The 15,284-nt window shown below is 27.6% G+C and carries 18 protein-coding genes and 1 tRNA gene; 9 read left to right on the forward strand and 10 right to left on the reverse strand.

The features are described from left to right. Positions 1 to 8: 8 nt before the first annotated feature. The 4 genes from CQA44_RS03385 to purL form a co-directional block, all read right to left on the reverse strand. Positions 9 to 743, reverse strand: a complete 735-nt coding sequence (locus tag CQA44_RS03385) for an efflux RND transporter periplasmic adaptor subunit (protein WP_115545876.1) — start codon at positions 741 to 743, stop codon at positions 9 to 11. 12 nt (positions 744 to 755) lie between these two features. Next, positions 756 to 2,129, reverse strand: a complete 1,374-nt coding sequence (locus CQA44_RS03390; protein WP_181881763.1) for a TolC family protein — start codon at positions 2,127 to 2,129, stop codon at positions 756 to 758. 179 nt (positions 2,130 to 2,308) lie between these two features. After that, a complete protein-coding gene (moaC, locus tag CQA44_RS03395; protein WP_115545878.1) occupies positions 2,309 to 2,779 on the reverse strand; it encodes a cyclic pyranopterin monophosphate synthase MoaC in 471 nt (156 codons plus the stop codon). Further along, positions 2,779 to 4,983 (reverse strand): phosphoribosylformylglycinamidine synthase subunit PurL, encoded by a 2,205-nt coding sequence (purL, locus tag CQA44_RS03400; protein ID WP_115545879.1) that lies wholly within the window; start codon positions 4,981 to 4,983, stop codon positions 2,779 to 2,781. Before purL ends, moaC begins: the two co-directional genes overlap by 1 nt. Positions 4,984 to 5,065: 82 nt before the next feature. Here purL and CQA44_RS03405 point away from each other — a divergent pair, with 82 nt between their 5' ends. The 6 genes from CQA44_RS03405 (at position 5,066) to CQA44_RS03430 (ending at position 8,073) form a co-directional block, all read left to right on the forward strand. Then, positions 5,066 to 6,280 carry a molybdopterin molybdotransferase MoeA gene (locus CQA44_RS03405; RefSeq protein WP_115545880.1) on the forward strand — a complete coding sequence of 405 codons (1,215 nt, stop codon included), beginning with the start codon at positions 5,066 to 5,068 and terminating at the stop codon, positions 6,278 to 6,280. A 9-nt stretch (positions 6,281 to 6,289) separates the two neighbouring features. Further along, positions 6,290 to 6,514 (forward strand): MoaD/ThiS family protein, encoded by a 225-nt coding sequence (locus CQA44_RS03410; RefSeq protein ID WP_115545881.1) that lies wholly within the window; start codon positions 6,290 to 6,292, stop codon positions 6,512 to 6,514. A 17-nt stretch (positions 6,515 to 6,531) separates the two neighbouring features. After that, complete coding sequence (locus tag CQA44_RS03415) at positions 6,532 to 6,981, forward strand: molybdenum cofactor biosynthesis protein MoaE (RefSeq protein WP_115545882.1); 450 nt, start codon at positions 6,532 to 6,534, stop codon at positions 6,979 to 6,981. Further along, positions 6,965 to 7,447, forward strand: a complete 483-nt coding sequence (mobB, locus tag CQA44_RS03420) for a molybdopterin-guanine dinucleotide biosynthesis protein B (protein WP_115545883.1) — start codon at positions 6,965 to 6,967, stop codon at positions 7,445 to 7,447. The genes CQA44_RS03415 and mobB overlap by 17 nt, the downstream gene beginning before the upstream one ends. After that, a complete protein-coding gene (mog, locus tag CQA44_RS03425) occupies positions 7,441 to 7,956 on the forward strand; it encodes a molybdopterin adenylyltransferase (RefSeq protein ID WP_115545884.1) in 516 nt (171 codons plus the stop codon). Before mobB ends, mog begins: the two co-directional genes overlap by 7 nt. Before the next feature lie 40 nt (positions 7,957 to 7,996). Continuing rightward, positions 7,997 to 8,073: transfer RNA gene (locus CQA44_RS03430), tRNA-Met, on the forward strand. A gap of 716 nt (positions 8,074 to 8,789) precedes the next feature. On the opposite strand, the gene CQA44_RS03435 is transcribed toward CQA44_RS03430, so the two are convergent. The 6 genes from CQA44_RS03435 to rfbA all read right to left on the reverse strand — a co-directional run bounded on the left by CQA44_RS03435 (position 8,790) and on the right by rfbA (position 13,688). Continuing rightward, entirely contained in the window at positions 8,790 to 9,674 is an 885-nt protein-coding gene (locus CQA44_RS03435; RefSeq protein ID WP_115545885.1) for a DUF6492 family protein, read from the reverse strand. Next, on the reverse strand, positions 9,599 to 9,760 hold the full coding sequence (locus tag CQA44_RS12475; protein WP_181881764.1) for a hypothetical protein: 162 nt from the start codon (positions 9,758 to 9,760) through the stop codon (positions 9,599 to 9,601). Before CQA44_RS12475 ends, CQA44_RS03435 begins: the two co-directional genes overlap by 76 nt. 84 nt (positions 9,761 to 9,844) lie before the next feature. Further along, positions 9,845 to 10,609 carry a DUF1796 family putative cysteine peptidase gene (locus CQA44_RS03440; protein ID WP_115545886.1) on the reverse strand — a complete coding sequence of 255 codons (765 nt, stop codon included), beginning with the start codon at positions 10,607 to 10,609 and terminating at the stop codon, positions 9,845 to 9,847. After that, positions 10,609 to 11,625 carry a radical SAM protein gene (locus CQA44_RS03445; protein WP_115545887.1) on the reverse strand — a complete coding sequence of 339 codons (1,017 nt, stop codon included), beginning with the start codon at positions 11,623 to 11,625 and terminating at the stop codon, positions 10,609 to 10,611. Before CQA44_RS03445 ends, CQA44_RS03440 begins: the two co-directional genes overlap by 1 nt. A gap of 129 nt (positions 11,626 to 11,754) precedes the next feature. Next, on the reverse strand, positions 11,755 to 12,789 hold the full coding sequence (gene rfbB / locus CQA44_RS03450; protein ID WP_115545888.1) for a dTDP-glucose 4,6-dehydratase: 1,035 nt from the start codon (positions 12,787 to 12,789) through the stop codon (positions 11,755 to 11,757). Beyond that, positions 12,786 to 13,688 carry a glucose-1-phosphate thymidylyltransferase RfbA gene (gene rfbA, locus CQA44_RS03455; RefSeq protein WP_115545889.1) on the reverse strand — a complete coding sequence of 301 codons (903 nt, stop codon included), beginning with the start codon at positions 13,686 to 13,688 and terminating at the stop codon, positions 12,786 to 12,788. The genes rfbB and rfbA overlap by 4 nt, the downstream gene beginning before the upstream one ends. 136 nt (positions 13,689 to 13,824) lie before the next feature. Between rfbA and CQA44_RS03460 the strand changes: the two genes are divergently transcribed. The 3 genes from CQA44_RS03460 to CQA44_RS03470 are packed head-to-tail and all read left to right on the forward strand — an operon-like array spanning position 13,825 to position 15,283. After that, positions 13,825 to 14,598 (forward strand): acyltransferase, encoded by a 774-nt coding sequence (locus CQA44_RS03460; protein ID WP_115545890.1) that lies wholly within the window; start codon positions 13,825 to 13,827, stop codon positions 14,596 to 14,598. Next, the gene (locus tag CQA44_RS03465; protein ID WP_115545891.1) at positions 14,595 to 14,939 is read left to right on the forward strand and encodes a GNAT family N-acetyltransferase; all 345 of its coding nucleotides are present in this window, start codon (positions 14,595 to 14,597) and stop codon (positions 14,937 to 14,939) included. The genes CQA44_RS03460 and CQA44_RS03465 overlap by 4 nt, the downstream gene beginning before the upstream one ends. Further along, the gene (locus CQA44_RS03470) at positions 14,936 to 15,283 is read left to right on the forward strand and encodes an N-acetyltransferase (RefSeq protein WP_115545892.1); all 348 of its coding nucleotides are present in this window, start codon (positions 14,936 to 14,938) and stop codon (positions 15,281 to 15,283) included. The genes CQA44_RS03465 and CQA44_RS03470 overlap by 4 nt, the downstream gene beginning before the upstream one ends. The last annotated feature ends 1 nt before the right edge of the window (position 15,284 follow it).

The raw sequence follows: 15,284 nt of genomic DNA on the forward strand, positions 1-15,284 counted from the left end.
ATTAATCCTTATTTAGTTGTTATATAGCCATCACCAAAAACGCCTGAGACCATATCTTTTACTAAAGCTTCAGCTTTTAGTTTTCTATTTGTAGGATCTATGCTTGGATAAACTTTTGTAATAGTTACACTTCGCTTTTTTTCTGAACCATCTATTGAAAAAGTATATTTATCACCAACTTTTACTTTATCAATATATTTAGAATCAAACTCAATTATTAATTTAATATCATTACTAATTAGTTTAAATAAATCTGTGCCATTTTCACTAACACCATCTCCTACTTCTATCATTCTTTCTGCAATTACACCATCAAATGGAGCCTTTAAATATGTATTATTTAATATTTCTTTTTGAAGTTGAAGTGAAGCTAATGACATTTTATAGTTATTTTCTGCACTTTTAAAGCTAGAGTAAATTTGTTCATATGTATTTTTATCTACAACAGCTTTACTTTGTTCATATCTCTCAAATTGATTCTTTTGAAATATATAAGTTTGTTCATTTGCATCAGATTGAGCTTGTTGTATTTTAACATTTTCTATTTGTGTGTTATTTTGTATTTTTAATAATAAATCACCTTTTTTAACTTTAGAACCAACATCAACTTTTATCATATCAACTATACCTGAAGAACTAATCCTTAAAGATGCCTCTTTTATGCCTTTTGATACAAATGTTGCATAAACTTCATCTGCATACAAACTAACACCAAGTAAAACTAAAAATATAAATTTTTTCATTTATTATCCTTTTTAATTAATATAATCTAATAACATTTGACCACTATAAAAAATATAGTTTGCTTTTTGTAATTCATAATTATTTAAACTTTGAATATAAGTAGATTCTGCATTATATTTCATAATTAAGGCATCTAAATAAGTATTATAACTAACAAGTTGTGATAGATATTTTTGAGCAACAGTGTCAAATGCTATTGTTGCAGATTTTAATGATGCTTTAGCACTATCTATTTGAGATAGAGCAGCTAAAATTGAACTTTTATAAAACTTTATATTATTTTTTTGCTCCTCTTTTGCATATGCAATATCTTTTTGCATTCTTAAATTAGCTAGTTTAAACGCCTCTTTTTGCCTATTTGTAGAAAATCCGCTAAATATATTCCAAGTTATACTAAGACCAAATACATTTTGATGTCTTGGGTGCTGTTCCATAGAAAAACTGCTTTCTTGAGTGCCATAAACATCTAGAGCATTATTTTTAAAATTCCAATAGTATGTATCAAACAATGAAATAGTTGGCCAATAAGTGAGAGTTCCTATTTGATATTCAACACTTAAGGCTTGTTCTTCTTGCATAGTAATATTTAAGCTTTGTATCTCTTTTTCTTCTGGTTTTTTAATTTCATTTAATTTTAATTTATCAATATTTGTATTAGTAAATAATGATAATTGTAGCTTTGTTTGCTCAAAATCTAACCTCAAAGATTCTAGCTGATATTCTGTAGAACTTAGCTCTGCTTTTAGAGCCTCTAATGAATCTAGTGGTTCTAATCCAGCATCATACAAGACTTGAACTCTGGCAACATTTGCAGCAATATTTACCTTCTTTTGCTCCATTGCAATAATTTGTCCTTTTATTGAAAAATATTGGTAATAATAGCTAATAACCTGTAAAAATACAGATTCTTGACTATATCCTTTATCTGCTATTGCTGCACGCACCAAGGCATTATTTGATAATAAGCTAAATTCTCTTGAGGCACCATCAAAAATAACCCAATTTGCGCTAGCTTGAGCCTGATGAGCATTAAATGCCTTATTCCACGAATTAATATATGATTTTGTGCTATTAAAGCTATACCCTATATCAAGACTAGGAATATAACTACCAATAACAGAATCTCTAGTAGCTTCTGCCTCTTTAATGGCAATATTTTTTCCTTGTAGAGTATAATTATCTTTTGCTTTTTCAAGTAATGACTTTAAATCTAGCACTCCATCATTGTTATCATACACATCAAGCATATTTTTTATTTCTGCATTCGGTCCAATGGTAGTAAAAACTTCATTTAGAGGTTTTGGTTCCTTTTGTATCGTAATATCATTAGCAGACAAATAGACATAAAAAATACTAAAAATAATTAGATATTTTTTAAATAACATTTTATTTTCTCCATAGTTAAGCATTTAAAGATGAAGTGGAATAGTAAAATAAGTAGTATTAAAATATACTTAATATTATTTTAAATGAAACTTATATATTTAATACTATAAGTAGTAAAAGTTCCCTATTAATAATAACTAAACTAGTATTTATAGTTTTTTACTATTAGTTTATAGTTTTAACGCTTGAAATCACCGCTTTTACCCCCACTTTTACTAAGTAAAGCTATATTTGTTATAAGCATAGTTTTATCTAATGCTTTTAGCATATCATAGATTGTAAGCAAACCTATACTAACACCACTTAATGCCTCCATTTCTACGCCTGTCTTTCCTTCGCTTTTAACTTTAACAATTAATATTACTTTTAGTTTTTCATCATCATTTTTTATTTCACAATCAACTTTGCTTAAAAATATTGGATGGCACATAGGTATAAAATCGCTAGTTTTCTTAGCCCCCATAATTGCAGCAATGACTGCTGTATCTATTACAGAACCTTTTTTAGAGGTATTATTTTTAAATGCTTCATAAGCCTCCTTGTTCATATTAATTTCACCACTTGCAACAGCCTCTCTAGTAGTAATATCCTTAGTAGAAACATCCACCATAGTAGGATTATTGTCTTTATTAATATGTGTTAATTTCATTATGATTCCATAATATTATAAAATGTGTTGAAGTATAAATCTTTTGCTTCGCTTTGTGTAATTGCAATAGAATCTATATTGATATTTGACCCCTTTGTTCCCACTTTACCTATCACTTGATATGGAATATTATATTTACTTGAAAGCTCATTTAACATACTTAAATCTTCTTCTTTTATTTCTATACAAATACAGCTTTGAGATTCACTAAAAATAATTTCTTTTGAAATATTGTTTTGCACTTCAATGCCATATCCCCCTAAAATTGCCATTTTAGCAAGACTAATGGCTATTCCACCTTCCTTTACACTTTTTGCTGACTTAATGAATGATGAGTTCTCACATATAAGATTCCATAATGCTAATTCTTTATATAAATTTATACTAGGTGGTATGCCTGCAACTTTGCCTTCTAAAACCTTTAACATTAGGCTTCCACCAAATTCTTCTTTTAATTCTCCTAATAATACAATGATATTATCTTTAGCCTTAAATGCAGAATCTAATATAATGGAATTTTCTATAATACCCACCATTCCAATGCTAGGCGTAGGATAAATATCAATATCATTGGTTTGATTATATAAAGAAACATTGCCACTTACCACAGGAGTTTTTAAAATCTCACAAGCTTCTTTTATACCTTCGCATACCTCTTTAAATTGCCACATAACATTTGGATTTTCTGGATTACCAAAATTTAGACAATCTGTTATACTAAGGGGTCTAGCCCCTCTAGTAACGCAGTTTCTACCAGCAGTTGCCACTGCTATTTTAGCTCCTTCTTTTGGATTTAAATAACAATATCTAGGATTACAATAAAGATTTAATGAAAGAAAACTACCATTCTCTCTTACTCTAATAACGCTTGCATCGCCCTTACCGCAACCTATAATAGTGTTATTTAAGATAGTATTGTCAAATTGATTGTAAATAAAACTTTTATCACAAACTTCTAAAGAAGTTAATATTTCTCTAAAAATTTCATTTTGAGATTTTTTACTTTTTTGCATATTAAAGCTATGTAATTCTTCTAAATAAGTAGGTTTTTCAACCTCTCTATGTAAAATTGGAGAAGCATCGCTAAGCGGTGCTATGGGAATATCTGCGACTAATTCATTATTAAAAAATAACTCCATTCTGCCGCTTTGTGTAACCTCACCAATTACTGCTACATCAACTTCCCATTTATTAAATATATCTATAATTTCATTTTCTTTACCGCTCTTAGCACAAATTAGCATTCTCTCTTGAGATTCACTTAACATTAATTCATAAGGGCTCATTCCCTCTTCTCTCATAGGAACTTTATCTAAGTGCATTATCATTCCACTTCTTAACTCTTTACTACTTGCTCTACTTGCCATTTCAAATGATGAACTAGTCAATCCAGCCGCACCCATATCCTGAATCCCAACAATTAAATCTTTTTGAAATACTTCTAAGCATGCCTCTAAAAGTAATTTCTCACTAAATGGATCTCCTACTTGAACTGTTGGACGAAGAGAAGCAGAATCTTTATTAAAACTATCACTACTCATTACAGCCCCACCAAGACCATCTCTGCCTGTTTTACTTCCTGCATAAATAATTAAATTTCCTACTCCTGATGCTTTAGCATAAAATATATTTTGTTTTTTTACAATACCTAAATTAAAGGCATTTACTAAGATATTACCATTGTAACAAGATTCAAAACTACTCTCACCTCCAATAGTTGGTATCCCCATACAATTACCATAATCTCCAATACCTGCCACAACACGGCGAAGTAAATATTTATGTAATTTAGCTTGATTTTTATCTCTTATATCTCCAAATCTAATAGAATTTAGACTTGCAACAGGTCTTGCTCCCATTGTAAAAATATCTCTTAATATCCCGCCAACACCTGTTGCTGCACCAGCATACGGCTCAATAAAACTAGGGTGATTATGAGATTCCATTTTGAATACCGCAGCATAATTACCACCTATATCAATTACTCCTGCATTTTCACCCGGTCCTTGAATTACCCAAGGTGCATATGTAGGAAAACCGCTTAAATAAATTTTGCTTGATTTATAGCTACAATGCTCACTCCACATAGCAGAAAAAATACCAATTTCTAATAAATTTGGCTCTCTTTTTAAAATGATTTTAATATTTTCATAATCTTGCAGACTTAGTTTATGATTTTTTAAAATTTCATCTATATTTTGCATTTTATTACCTAGTATTTTTAAAGTTTTGTAAATGTGATTTTATATAAAATGCTTTATTTATGTCAAAAGGAAATTTTAAGAAATGATAAATTTTAATGAAGCTTTAAAACTAATAGAATCTCTAAAAATAGATACACTAGGTTTTAGTAGAATTTTTATAAATGAATGTGTAGGTAGAATTTTATATGACAACATAAAAGCAAAAGATGATAATCCAAAATTTGATACTTCAAATATGGATGGATATGCCTTTTGCTATGATGATTTAAACCTATTAAAAAATGATGGCTTAGAAATAGATTCTATAAATAAAGCTGGGAATAGTTATATAAGAGAAATTAAAAATGGTAAATGTATAAAAACCTTTACTGGTTCTAAAATGCCCATAAATGCTGATAGTATAGCGATTGTAGAGCAAGTTGAAGTAAAAAATAATAAGATATTTTTAAAAGATAACGAGGTTATTAATAAAGGACAACATATAAGAAAAAAAGGGCAAAATTATAAAAAAGGAGATGTTTTGCTTAAAAAAAATCGCATTATTTCTGCATTTGATATTGGAATCTTGGCTCAAAACAATAATATTTTGATAGATGTGTATAATAAACCAAAGATTGGAATCTTAAGTAGCGGTGATGAATTAATAGAGATTGGCGAAACACCAAAAAGTGATAATTTTATTTATAGCTCAAATAACCATATATTAAAAGCCATAGTTCAATCTCTTGGCTCTGAAGCAAGACTATATCCAATATTAGAAGATTCTAAAGAAAATACAAAAAATGCTATTTCAAATGTTTTGAAAGATAATGATATATTAATTACCACAGGTGGAATGAGTAAGGGAGATTTTGATTTTGTAAAAGAAATTATTAATAATTTTGGCGAATGTATATTTAATGATGTAAAAATTAAGCCTGGAAAAGCGATATCATATATAAAATGTAAAAATAATAAACATATTTTTGCACTTCCTGGAAATCCCACCTCAAGTGTAATATCTTTTATATTATTTGGTAGATTAATTTTACAAAAAATGTTTGGTATAACTCCGTATATCCCTACACATAAGGCAAAATTATTAAACAATATTGATAATTCAAAAGATACTAGATTAGAATTTATTATCTCTAATATATTTATTAAAAATGGATTTTATGAGGTGGAATTAAAAAGAAATAGATTATCTTATATGATAAATGATTTTAATGGTGCTATGGTAATAATCGAACAAAAATGCTATAAAAAAGGTGATTTAGTAGATATAATTTTGCTAAATAATTTATTAAGTTTATAAGGAGTATTGATGATAAAAGTAAATTTTTTAGGACCTATAGGCTTAGATTCTATTGAATTAGAATCTAGAAATTTTATGGAATTAAAAGATGAATTAAATAAAATTGATGAATTGAAGAGTTGGATTCCACTTTGTGCTGTGGCGTTAAATGATGAAATTATAAACGATATATCAAATATTGTATTTAAAGATAATGATACTATATCGCTTCTACCTCCTGTATGTGGTGGATGATAATCTAAAGAATAACAATGCTAGAAATTTCTAATGGTGCAATAGATGCAAATAAATACTTTAATATATGGGAAGAACATGCAAAGATAAGTAATTTTGGGGCTTATAGTGTATTTGTTGGAGTAGTTAGAGGTGAAAATGGTATTTCTGCACTTAGTTTTGAGATTTATTTACCTTTACTTCAAAAATGGTTTAGTGAATGGTTAAAAAAGGCAAAAGAAAATAATGCAAAAATATATATGGCACATTCAAATGGTAATGTAGAGGTAGGAAAAGTATCATTTATGTGTGCTGTAATATCTAAAAATAGAAAAATAAGTTTAGAGCTTTATGAAAAATTTATAGAGGACTTTAAAGCAAATGCACCAATATGGAAATATGATATTAAAAATGGCAAAAAAATCTATGCCAAAGAGCGAAGTAAGGCAATAAAAGGAGCAGGTATTCTATATGACAAAAATAGTTAGTTTTAGTGGCGTATCAAATAGTGGTAAAACTACTCTTATAGAAGGGCTGTGTAAATTACTAATACCAAAGTTTAAAGTTGGAGTAATAAAGCACGATCCAAAAGATAAGGCTGTATTTGATACTATTGGTAAAGATAGCTATAAGTTTTTTGAAAATGGAGCAAATGTAGCTATAATTTCACCATCACAAACTACAATTAGGTTTCAAAGTGAGTTAAACAATAATCAAGTGCTAGATTTATTTAATTATCAAGAGCGACTAGATTATTTATTTATTGAAGGATTTAAAACTATGCCTTTTAAACAAATTTGTGTTGTAAGAAATAATTTTAGTGAAGATGAAATTAATAGTGCTAATGCAATTGCTACTCTTGATTTTAATAATAAAAGTTTAAATGGTAAAACTTTACTTAATCTAAATAACTATTGTGAAATACTAGATTGGATAGATTCTCAAATATGGTAAAAATAGGCGTATTAGTAGCATCAGATAGAGCTTCTCAAGGTATATATGAAGATTTAAGTGGGAAAGCAATAATAGAGACATTAAATTCTTATTTAATTACAAAATGGAGTGCAGAATACATAGTAATAAGTGATGATTTTGATACGATAAGGGATAATTTAATAAATCTATCAAATGTTTGTTCTCTTATATTAACTACAGGAGGTACAGGACCCTCAACAAGAGATGTAACTCCTGAAGTAACTGAATCTATTTGTCAAAAAATACTTCCGGGTTTTGGTGAATTAATGAGAAGCGTAAGCTTAAAATATGTCCCAACGGCTATACTTTCAAGACAAACTGCCGGAATCTACAATAAAACTTTAATTGTTAATCTCCCAGGTAAGCCAAAAAGTATAAGAGAGTGCTTAGATGCTGTATTTCCTGCGATACCATATTGCCTTGATTTAATAGGAGGAGACTATCTAGTAACAAATGAAGATGTAATAAAAGCGTTTCGTCCTAATTGACTTTTATTAGACTCTTAAGATAGAATCCAAGCTTTATTTTGTCAAGGTAGCTCAGCTGGTTAGAGCGCTGGTCTCATAAGCCGGAGGTCGGGAGTTCAAGTCTCCCTCTTGACACCAAACTAAAACCCTATTAAACAAACCGCGTTTTATAATTAAATATATTTGAAATCTAAGCCTTTTTTTAAAAAAAGGCTTAGAGAAATAAACCATATATCTTACCTAATTTATATGCACCATTATTGTTTTTCCATAAGCGTTTGTTTAATTTTTATAGTATTTTTTACTAAGGATTCTATATTTTAATAATTTTCCTAAAATTTTTCCATATCAATTAGTTTAGTTTTTAAGAAAGGTTTTTGCTCACATAGTAACTTTATAAAAATCAATATATTTTTTTTCATACTTTTGTGTTGCAATTATATAAGCTCTAAATTAAATATTTTAGATATATTTTGCAGCCAAGTATTGCTAAAATTATACAAATATCGCTAAAATGATAGATGTATGTGGCATGTTTAAAACATTAATTTACTCAAAACATTAATTTACATATAAGAAATCTAGTTTCACTAGAGACTAAAACATATAAATAAAGCTAATTTTTTGTATCACTGCTTGGTTAAGCCTATATAACTTTCTTGTTATGGATAAAGTTAGTAAATACATTCTTGTCGCAACCCTACTTCTAATACTTTTGCAGTATCATTTATAAAATTTTAGTAAAATGGTATTCATTTTTTACTCATATACTACTAATTCTAATTTATTTAAAGAATTATAAAAATCATCGTCAATACAAAGAAAATCCACTCTCTAAACTAAATAAATCATAATCATTGCAACGCTAATAGATTAAAATCTTTTTTATATAATCCTGAATAATAATAGATTCTCATTAGATTTTTAAAGCCAATTATTTTTCGTAAAGTTTTATTATGAAGAATTTTTGCAAATGGAACTTTTTTATCCCAATGATTAAATTGTAATACATAGTAAGTTTTTGCAAAGTCTTTAACTAGAGGTTCATCTAATGGTGGAATCTTATCATAGAATCTTCCTCCACATCTATAAACGGGGTAGTATGACAATTTATATATGTCATAATTATTTATTGCATAATTAGCATATGTTTCAAATTCAGAAAAACTATATATTTTATTATCAATATTTACTAAATCTATTATTGGCTTGTAGAATTCTTTTGTATTTTTTGGATTTAACTTACTACATAAATCTCTCATAATATTTTTGTTAAATATCATAAATTCACACATAAATTGATGATTATTATCTATTTTAATATCTAATAATTTATTGATAGTTGTGTAATATGGGTGGTTTGGCTTTATGTAAATAGGTAGTGCATTTAAAAACACATTAGAAATATGTAATTTTTTAATGAGCAAGCTATCACAATCCCAACTTAAATAAAAATCATCATAACTTATGAAACAATAAGCCATTTTTAGGAATTGCTGAAAAAACCAGCCCGTAGGTTTAGAATCTATAAGCATAGATTCTATATGCTTATAGGTTAGATTTTCAATTAAACTATCTTCATTAATAAATTCTATATTAGTGTTAATTTGCTTTACTTTATTTTTTAATTCTCTATTGGCTATTACTACTATATCACTGTATGTTATCTCTCTATATTTTTCAATATTTTTTGTATCATTTTTGTTTTGCTGACCCCCCCCCCCATTTTTATGTTGCAATTAATACTCATATTTTTTAATAATGAATTTATTGTATATTGCAAAATATGTAAGTCTTTTTTATGTGTTGGTATGATAATTTTCATATCTACTCCTTAAAAATTATTAATATCTATCATTTAGATTTTCTTTTTTTGGATATTTGATTTTATTTGTTAGCTTGATTAGTCTCATACCCCCCCCCATTTTTTATAATTGCCTATCCAAGATATTTCTCCAACATCTTGTAAAGTTTGATTTTTCTTTAGTGGATATGTATTATCAAAACAATATTCAATAATTGAAAGGTCTTCATTTATTGTTATTGTTTGTTTATATTCATTATTTTTATCATTTCTAAAGTTTATTATTGTAAGTTTTATATTATAAAGTTTATAGAATCCTAATAAAAATTTTTTCATATCTTCAATACTATCTTCTCTACACGAGATAAAAGCAATGCTTTTTGCACTTCTTAGATAATTTTTAATTTTACTAAATCTTTGCATTTGTTTTTTATAAAAGTTTTCAAATTGCTTTTCTAGGGGATATTCTTTTAAGAAATGATGTCTTGCTATCATTCCATTATTTTTATCTACTAGCCACCTACATTTTCCATTATCTTGTGCTTTCTCAAAATCCTCATAATGATTTATAAAAAAGCTATTAAAATCATTTCTAAAAAGCTCTAATAATGAATCTAAACTATAATATTTCATCCAATCAATAGGGGAGGCAAATTTCCTTAAATTATACTCTTGCATATAATATGCAGCATGGCAGTGATTACCTATGCTAAGGATTAGATCTGCACTTATTACATCTTTAAAATGAAAAATTCTAGCTAACTTTATTGCTAAATATTGCATAGCGTTTTTAGGCAGCCATCTTATAAACTTTGCTACTTTAAAGAGTGTAGGATAATCTTTTAATATTTTTTTAATATACTCTTTCATTATAAAAATTCACTATTTGTAATATCAAGTTTTAACTTATCAAGTGTTTTATTAAAGCTATCATTACGACACAAAATAGGGCATTTAGAACAATCAATGTTATTATATACCTCTCTTATCCTAGCACTTTGCCATATATCCTTTAGACTTTGTTCTCTTAAATCTCCTAGAAAATGTTTTTGACTTTGTCTAAAGTGCAAACAAGCCCACACTTTAAAGTCAGCACTTATGCAAGTGCTAAAAAACATTCCGTGGCATTTATCATAGCCTCTTTTTTCCTCTTGCATATTATTATATTTTTGATAGCTTGCTGTTATTTTAAAATTACTATCTTCATATTTATCTCTTAGATACTTTATTTTTGGTGTTATATCTAGTGTATCTCCTGTAAAGGGGCGAAATTGTGCAAAGTCAGCCCTTCTTTCTTTGACTAGCTTTACAAAGCTTTCCATATCTTCTTGCGTAATAGAGCTAGTTAGAAATCCAACGCCAAAGCTTGTTTTACTATTTAATTTTTGTTTTATATTTGCAAATTTTTCTATATTATCTAGCGTTTGTTTGAAGTGATGAGGCTTCATTCCGTGAATTTTGAAATACATTTCAGGGCTTCCTGCATCAAGAGAGATTCTAAAGTATTCAAGATTGTTTGCTATTAAATTGCATTTATCATCATTTAGATTCATTCCATGAGAATTTAGACCAATATTCATTCCAGCATTCTTTAAGAGCTTCACAGCATATTCAAAATGAGGGCTTATAGTAGGTTCTCCACCACCAGATAAAATTACTCCCTTATTATCCATTTCCCTTAGATTTTCTACCACATATTCTACTTGTTCTTTGCTTAATTCAGCATTGTTTTCATTATTACCGCAGCAACCCGGACAGCGATGATTGCACTTATTTGTTAAATCTAATTCTGTTACTATTAATGTTTTATAGGAATTTATAAAATAGTCTATTTTATTTGTATAGTGAAGAATTTTTTCACTAGAATTAAATTGATTGATTTTCATAATATTGCCTTAGTGAGTAAATTTGATTTATAAAGATTTTGAAAGAATTGATTAAAAATTTTTAAGTGTTTTTGTTTGTAATTTAAAAAGCATTTAAGAAAGAAAGAGAAATGATAAAATCTTAGTTTATTAAATCTTGCCTTCCCCCCCCCCCATATATTTATCTATAAAAAATGTAATAGTTTTGTTTAGATTAGATTCTAGATTATTTACTACTTTAAATCCTAAATTTTGCTTTATTTTATGTGAGTTTAGTGCATATCTCTTATCGTGTCCAAACCTATCTTCTATGAAGCTTATTTGTTCTTTATAGCTTGTTTTTTTTGGAAGTCTTTTATCTAAAATATTACAAATCATTTTTGCAATATCAATATTTCTTTTTTCACAATTTCCACCTATATTATAAGTTTCTCCAATTTTTCCATTATGGTAGGCTAAATCTATGCCTTTGCAGTGCTCCTCTACATATAACCAATCTCTTATATTTAGTCCATCTCCATAAATGGGAATTTCTTTATTAAAAATGGCATTTCTAATGATAGTTGGGATAAGTTTTTCATTATGTTGTTTTGGACCATAATTATTTGAGCAATTTGTAATAATAGTATTTAAGCCAAATGTTTTGTTATATGCCCTAACTAGCATATTACTCCCTGCCTTACTTGCAGAGTATGGCGAATTTGGTAGATAGGGCGAACTTTCAGTAAAATATCCCTTTTCTCCTAAAGAACCATAGACTTCATCAGTTGAGATGTGATGAAATCTAGCATTTTCATAACCCTCTTTAATTTTAAATGGACTTTTTAGCCAATTATTTTTAGCCACTTCAAGAAGATTATGAGTGCCATTTATATTAGTTTTGATAAAAATATTTGGTAATTTTATAGAATTATCTACATGAGTTTCTGCTGCAAAATGAATTACACCTTTTATTCCATATTCTTTAAAGATAAATTCTACTAAATCTTTGTTGCAAATATCACCTTTTATAAACTTATATCTTTTGTTTTTGCTAATGTCTTTTAGGTTATCTAAATTACCTGCGTATGTTAGTAAATCAAGATTAATGATATTGTAGTTTTGATATTTTTTTATAAAATATTCAATAAAATTAGAGCCTATAAAACCAGCTCCTCCCGTGATTAAAACATATTCTTTTTTCATTTTAATTTCTTTTTATAATGAATGTTCTTATCTTCAATGATACTTGCTAGGTATTGCCCATATTCACTTTTATTGATTTTATCAATTCTTTTTATTAGGGCTTTTTCATCAATCCAGCCATTATAATATGCTATTTCTTCCAAACAAGCAATTTTGTAATTTTGCTTATTTTCTATGATAGAAACAAAGTTTGAAGCCTCTAGCATAGATTCTGGAGTCCCTGCATCAAGCCATGTAAATCCTCTTCCTAATACTTTTGTTTTTAACTGCTTATTTTTTAAATATTCCAAATTTATATCTGTTATTTCAAGCTCCCCTCTATTGCTTGGCTTTATATTTTTTGCAATATTGCAGACATTATTATCGTAGAAATATAATCCTGTTAGAGCGAAGTTGCTTTTTGGTTTAGTTGGCTTTTCTTCTATACTTAAGACATTGTAGTTTTTGTCAAATTCTACTACTCCAAATCTTTTTGGGTCTTTTACAGGGTATGCAAATGTAACTGCCCCCCCCCTATAATCTAAACTTGAACATTCTTTTAAAATTTCTCTAAATCCTTGTCCATAAAATATATTATCACCTAAAATTAAGCAAGAAGTAGAGTTTTTTATAAAATCTTTTCCTAAAATAAATGCTTCTGCTAGACCATTTGGTTCTTGTTGAATTATATAATCTATTTTCATTCCCAAAAAACTACCATTTTCTAGTAATTGTTTAAATCTATCTATATCCCTTTTTGTTACTATTAATAAAATTTCTCTAATTCCAGCTATCATTAATACTGATAATGGATACATAATCAATGGCTTATCATAGATTGGCAAAAGTTGTTTTGTTATTACTTGTGTTGTTGGATATAGCCTCGTTCCGCTCCCACCAGCTAGAATTAAACCTTTCATTTATTTTTTAATTAGCCCTTTATTTAAAATTTATTTAAAGATTTTTTGTATTGTAGCAAACTTTAAAACTATATACAAAATTATAAAAGCTTATGTATAATAATGCAATTATAATTTTAAAAATTATTGGATTGTTATGAAGGAATCAAATAAGATTTATAAACCACCTAAGAATGCTTGTTACTCACAATTTGAGCTTAAAAACTTAGGTTTTAAATATATTGGGAATGATGTTTTTATTAGCAAAAAAGCAAGTTTTTATGGGATAGAGAATATCAGTATAGATTCTAATGTTAGGATAGATGATTTTTGCATTTTAAGTGGTAATATTAAAATTGGCTCATTTATTCATATAGGTGCATTTTGTGCCTTATATGGAGGAAATAATGTTTCTAAAAATACAGGAATTGTTATTGAAGATTTTTGCACTATTTCACCAAAGGCTACTATTTTTGCTTCAAGTGATGATTTTAGTGGAGAGGCTTTAATAAGTCCTATGGTTAGTAGCGATTTTAGCAACGTAACTAATGCTAAGGTTTTATTAAAAGAACATACTCAAATTTGTTCTAATGCTGTGATACTACCGGGTGTAATTTGTGAGGTTGGTAGTGTTGTAGGAGCTATGAGCTTACTTAAAAGCAATACAGAATCTTTTAGTATATATGCTGGAATCCCTGCTGTTAAGATTAAAAATCGCTCAAAAAAATTATTAGTATTAAAAGAACAATTTTTAGCAAGTTTAAATTTTAGTATCTCTAAAAATAGCTCTATGGGGGGGGGTAGAAGACATTTAGAAAACCTTCTTAAAAGCTATAATAATCCAAGTAATTTATTAGATAGTAGTTTTCATCCTTTTAATTTAATTTATAATTTAAATTCTTTTGCATTAAACTCTAGGGTAGCTGTATGATAGAGTTTTTCAATGCAACAACTCTTGAATTTATAAAGTATAAAAAAGATATTAAATATTTAGTGAAATTAGCCTATTTGGCATCATTTCAAAAAGAATTAATTACAAAAGATTTTTTATCTCTAAAAATAAAGCAATTAGAAGATTATTTAAATAAAAATCAATGCTTTTTATTGTTAGCTAAACATAAAGCTAGGGTAATTGGAATATGTCATTATTTTATAAAAAATGATTTTGAGGGTATTAGAGGGCATATCAATCAAATATCAATTCACCCTAGCTTCCAAGGCAAAAACTATGCTTTACCTCTTAGTTCTAAAATGGGGGGGGGCAGAGCTTGATTAAAAATATAGACTTTAAAGATAGTAATATTGCTAAAAGTAAAATTTTTATTAAAGATTCTAAAAAATATACTTTATCTTTATCTAAATATGATGATACCACAAAAATATTTTTATCTCACAATGTTGCCCAAACATCTTTATCTACAATATTTTTACATCATATTGACCAAAATCTAACATCAATAGCAACAGAGTTTGTAAATATAGTAGAAAAAGAACTAGCAAGGCATAATGTCCACACAATAGATTTATTTGTTAGCACAAATAACCTAAGAGCAATCAATTTCTATAACAAACTAGGATTTAAAGAGCAAAGAAAAATCCTAAAAAAGGAATTTTAAA

This window comes from Helicobacter sp. MIT 14-3879, from assembly GCF_003364125.1.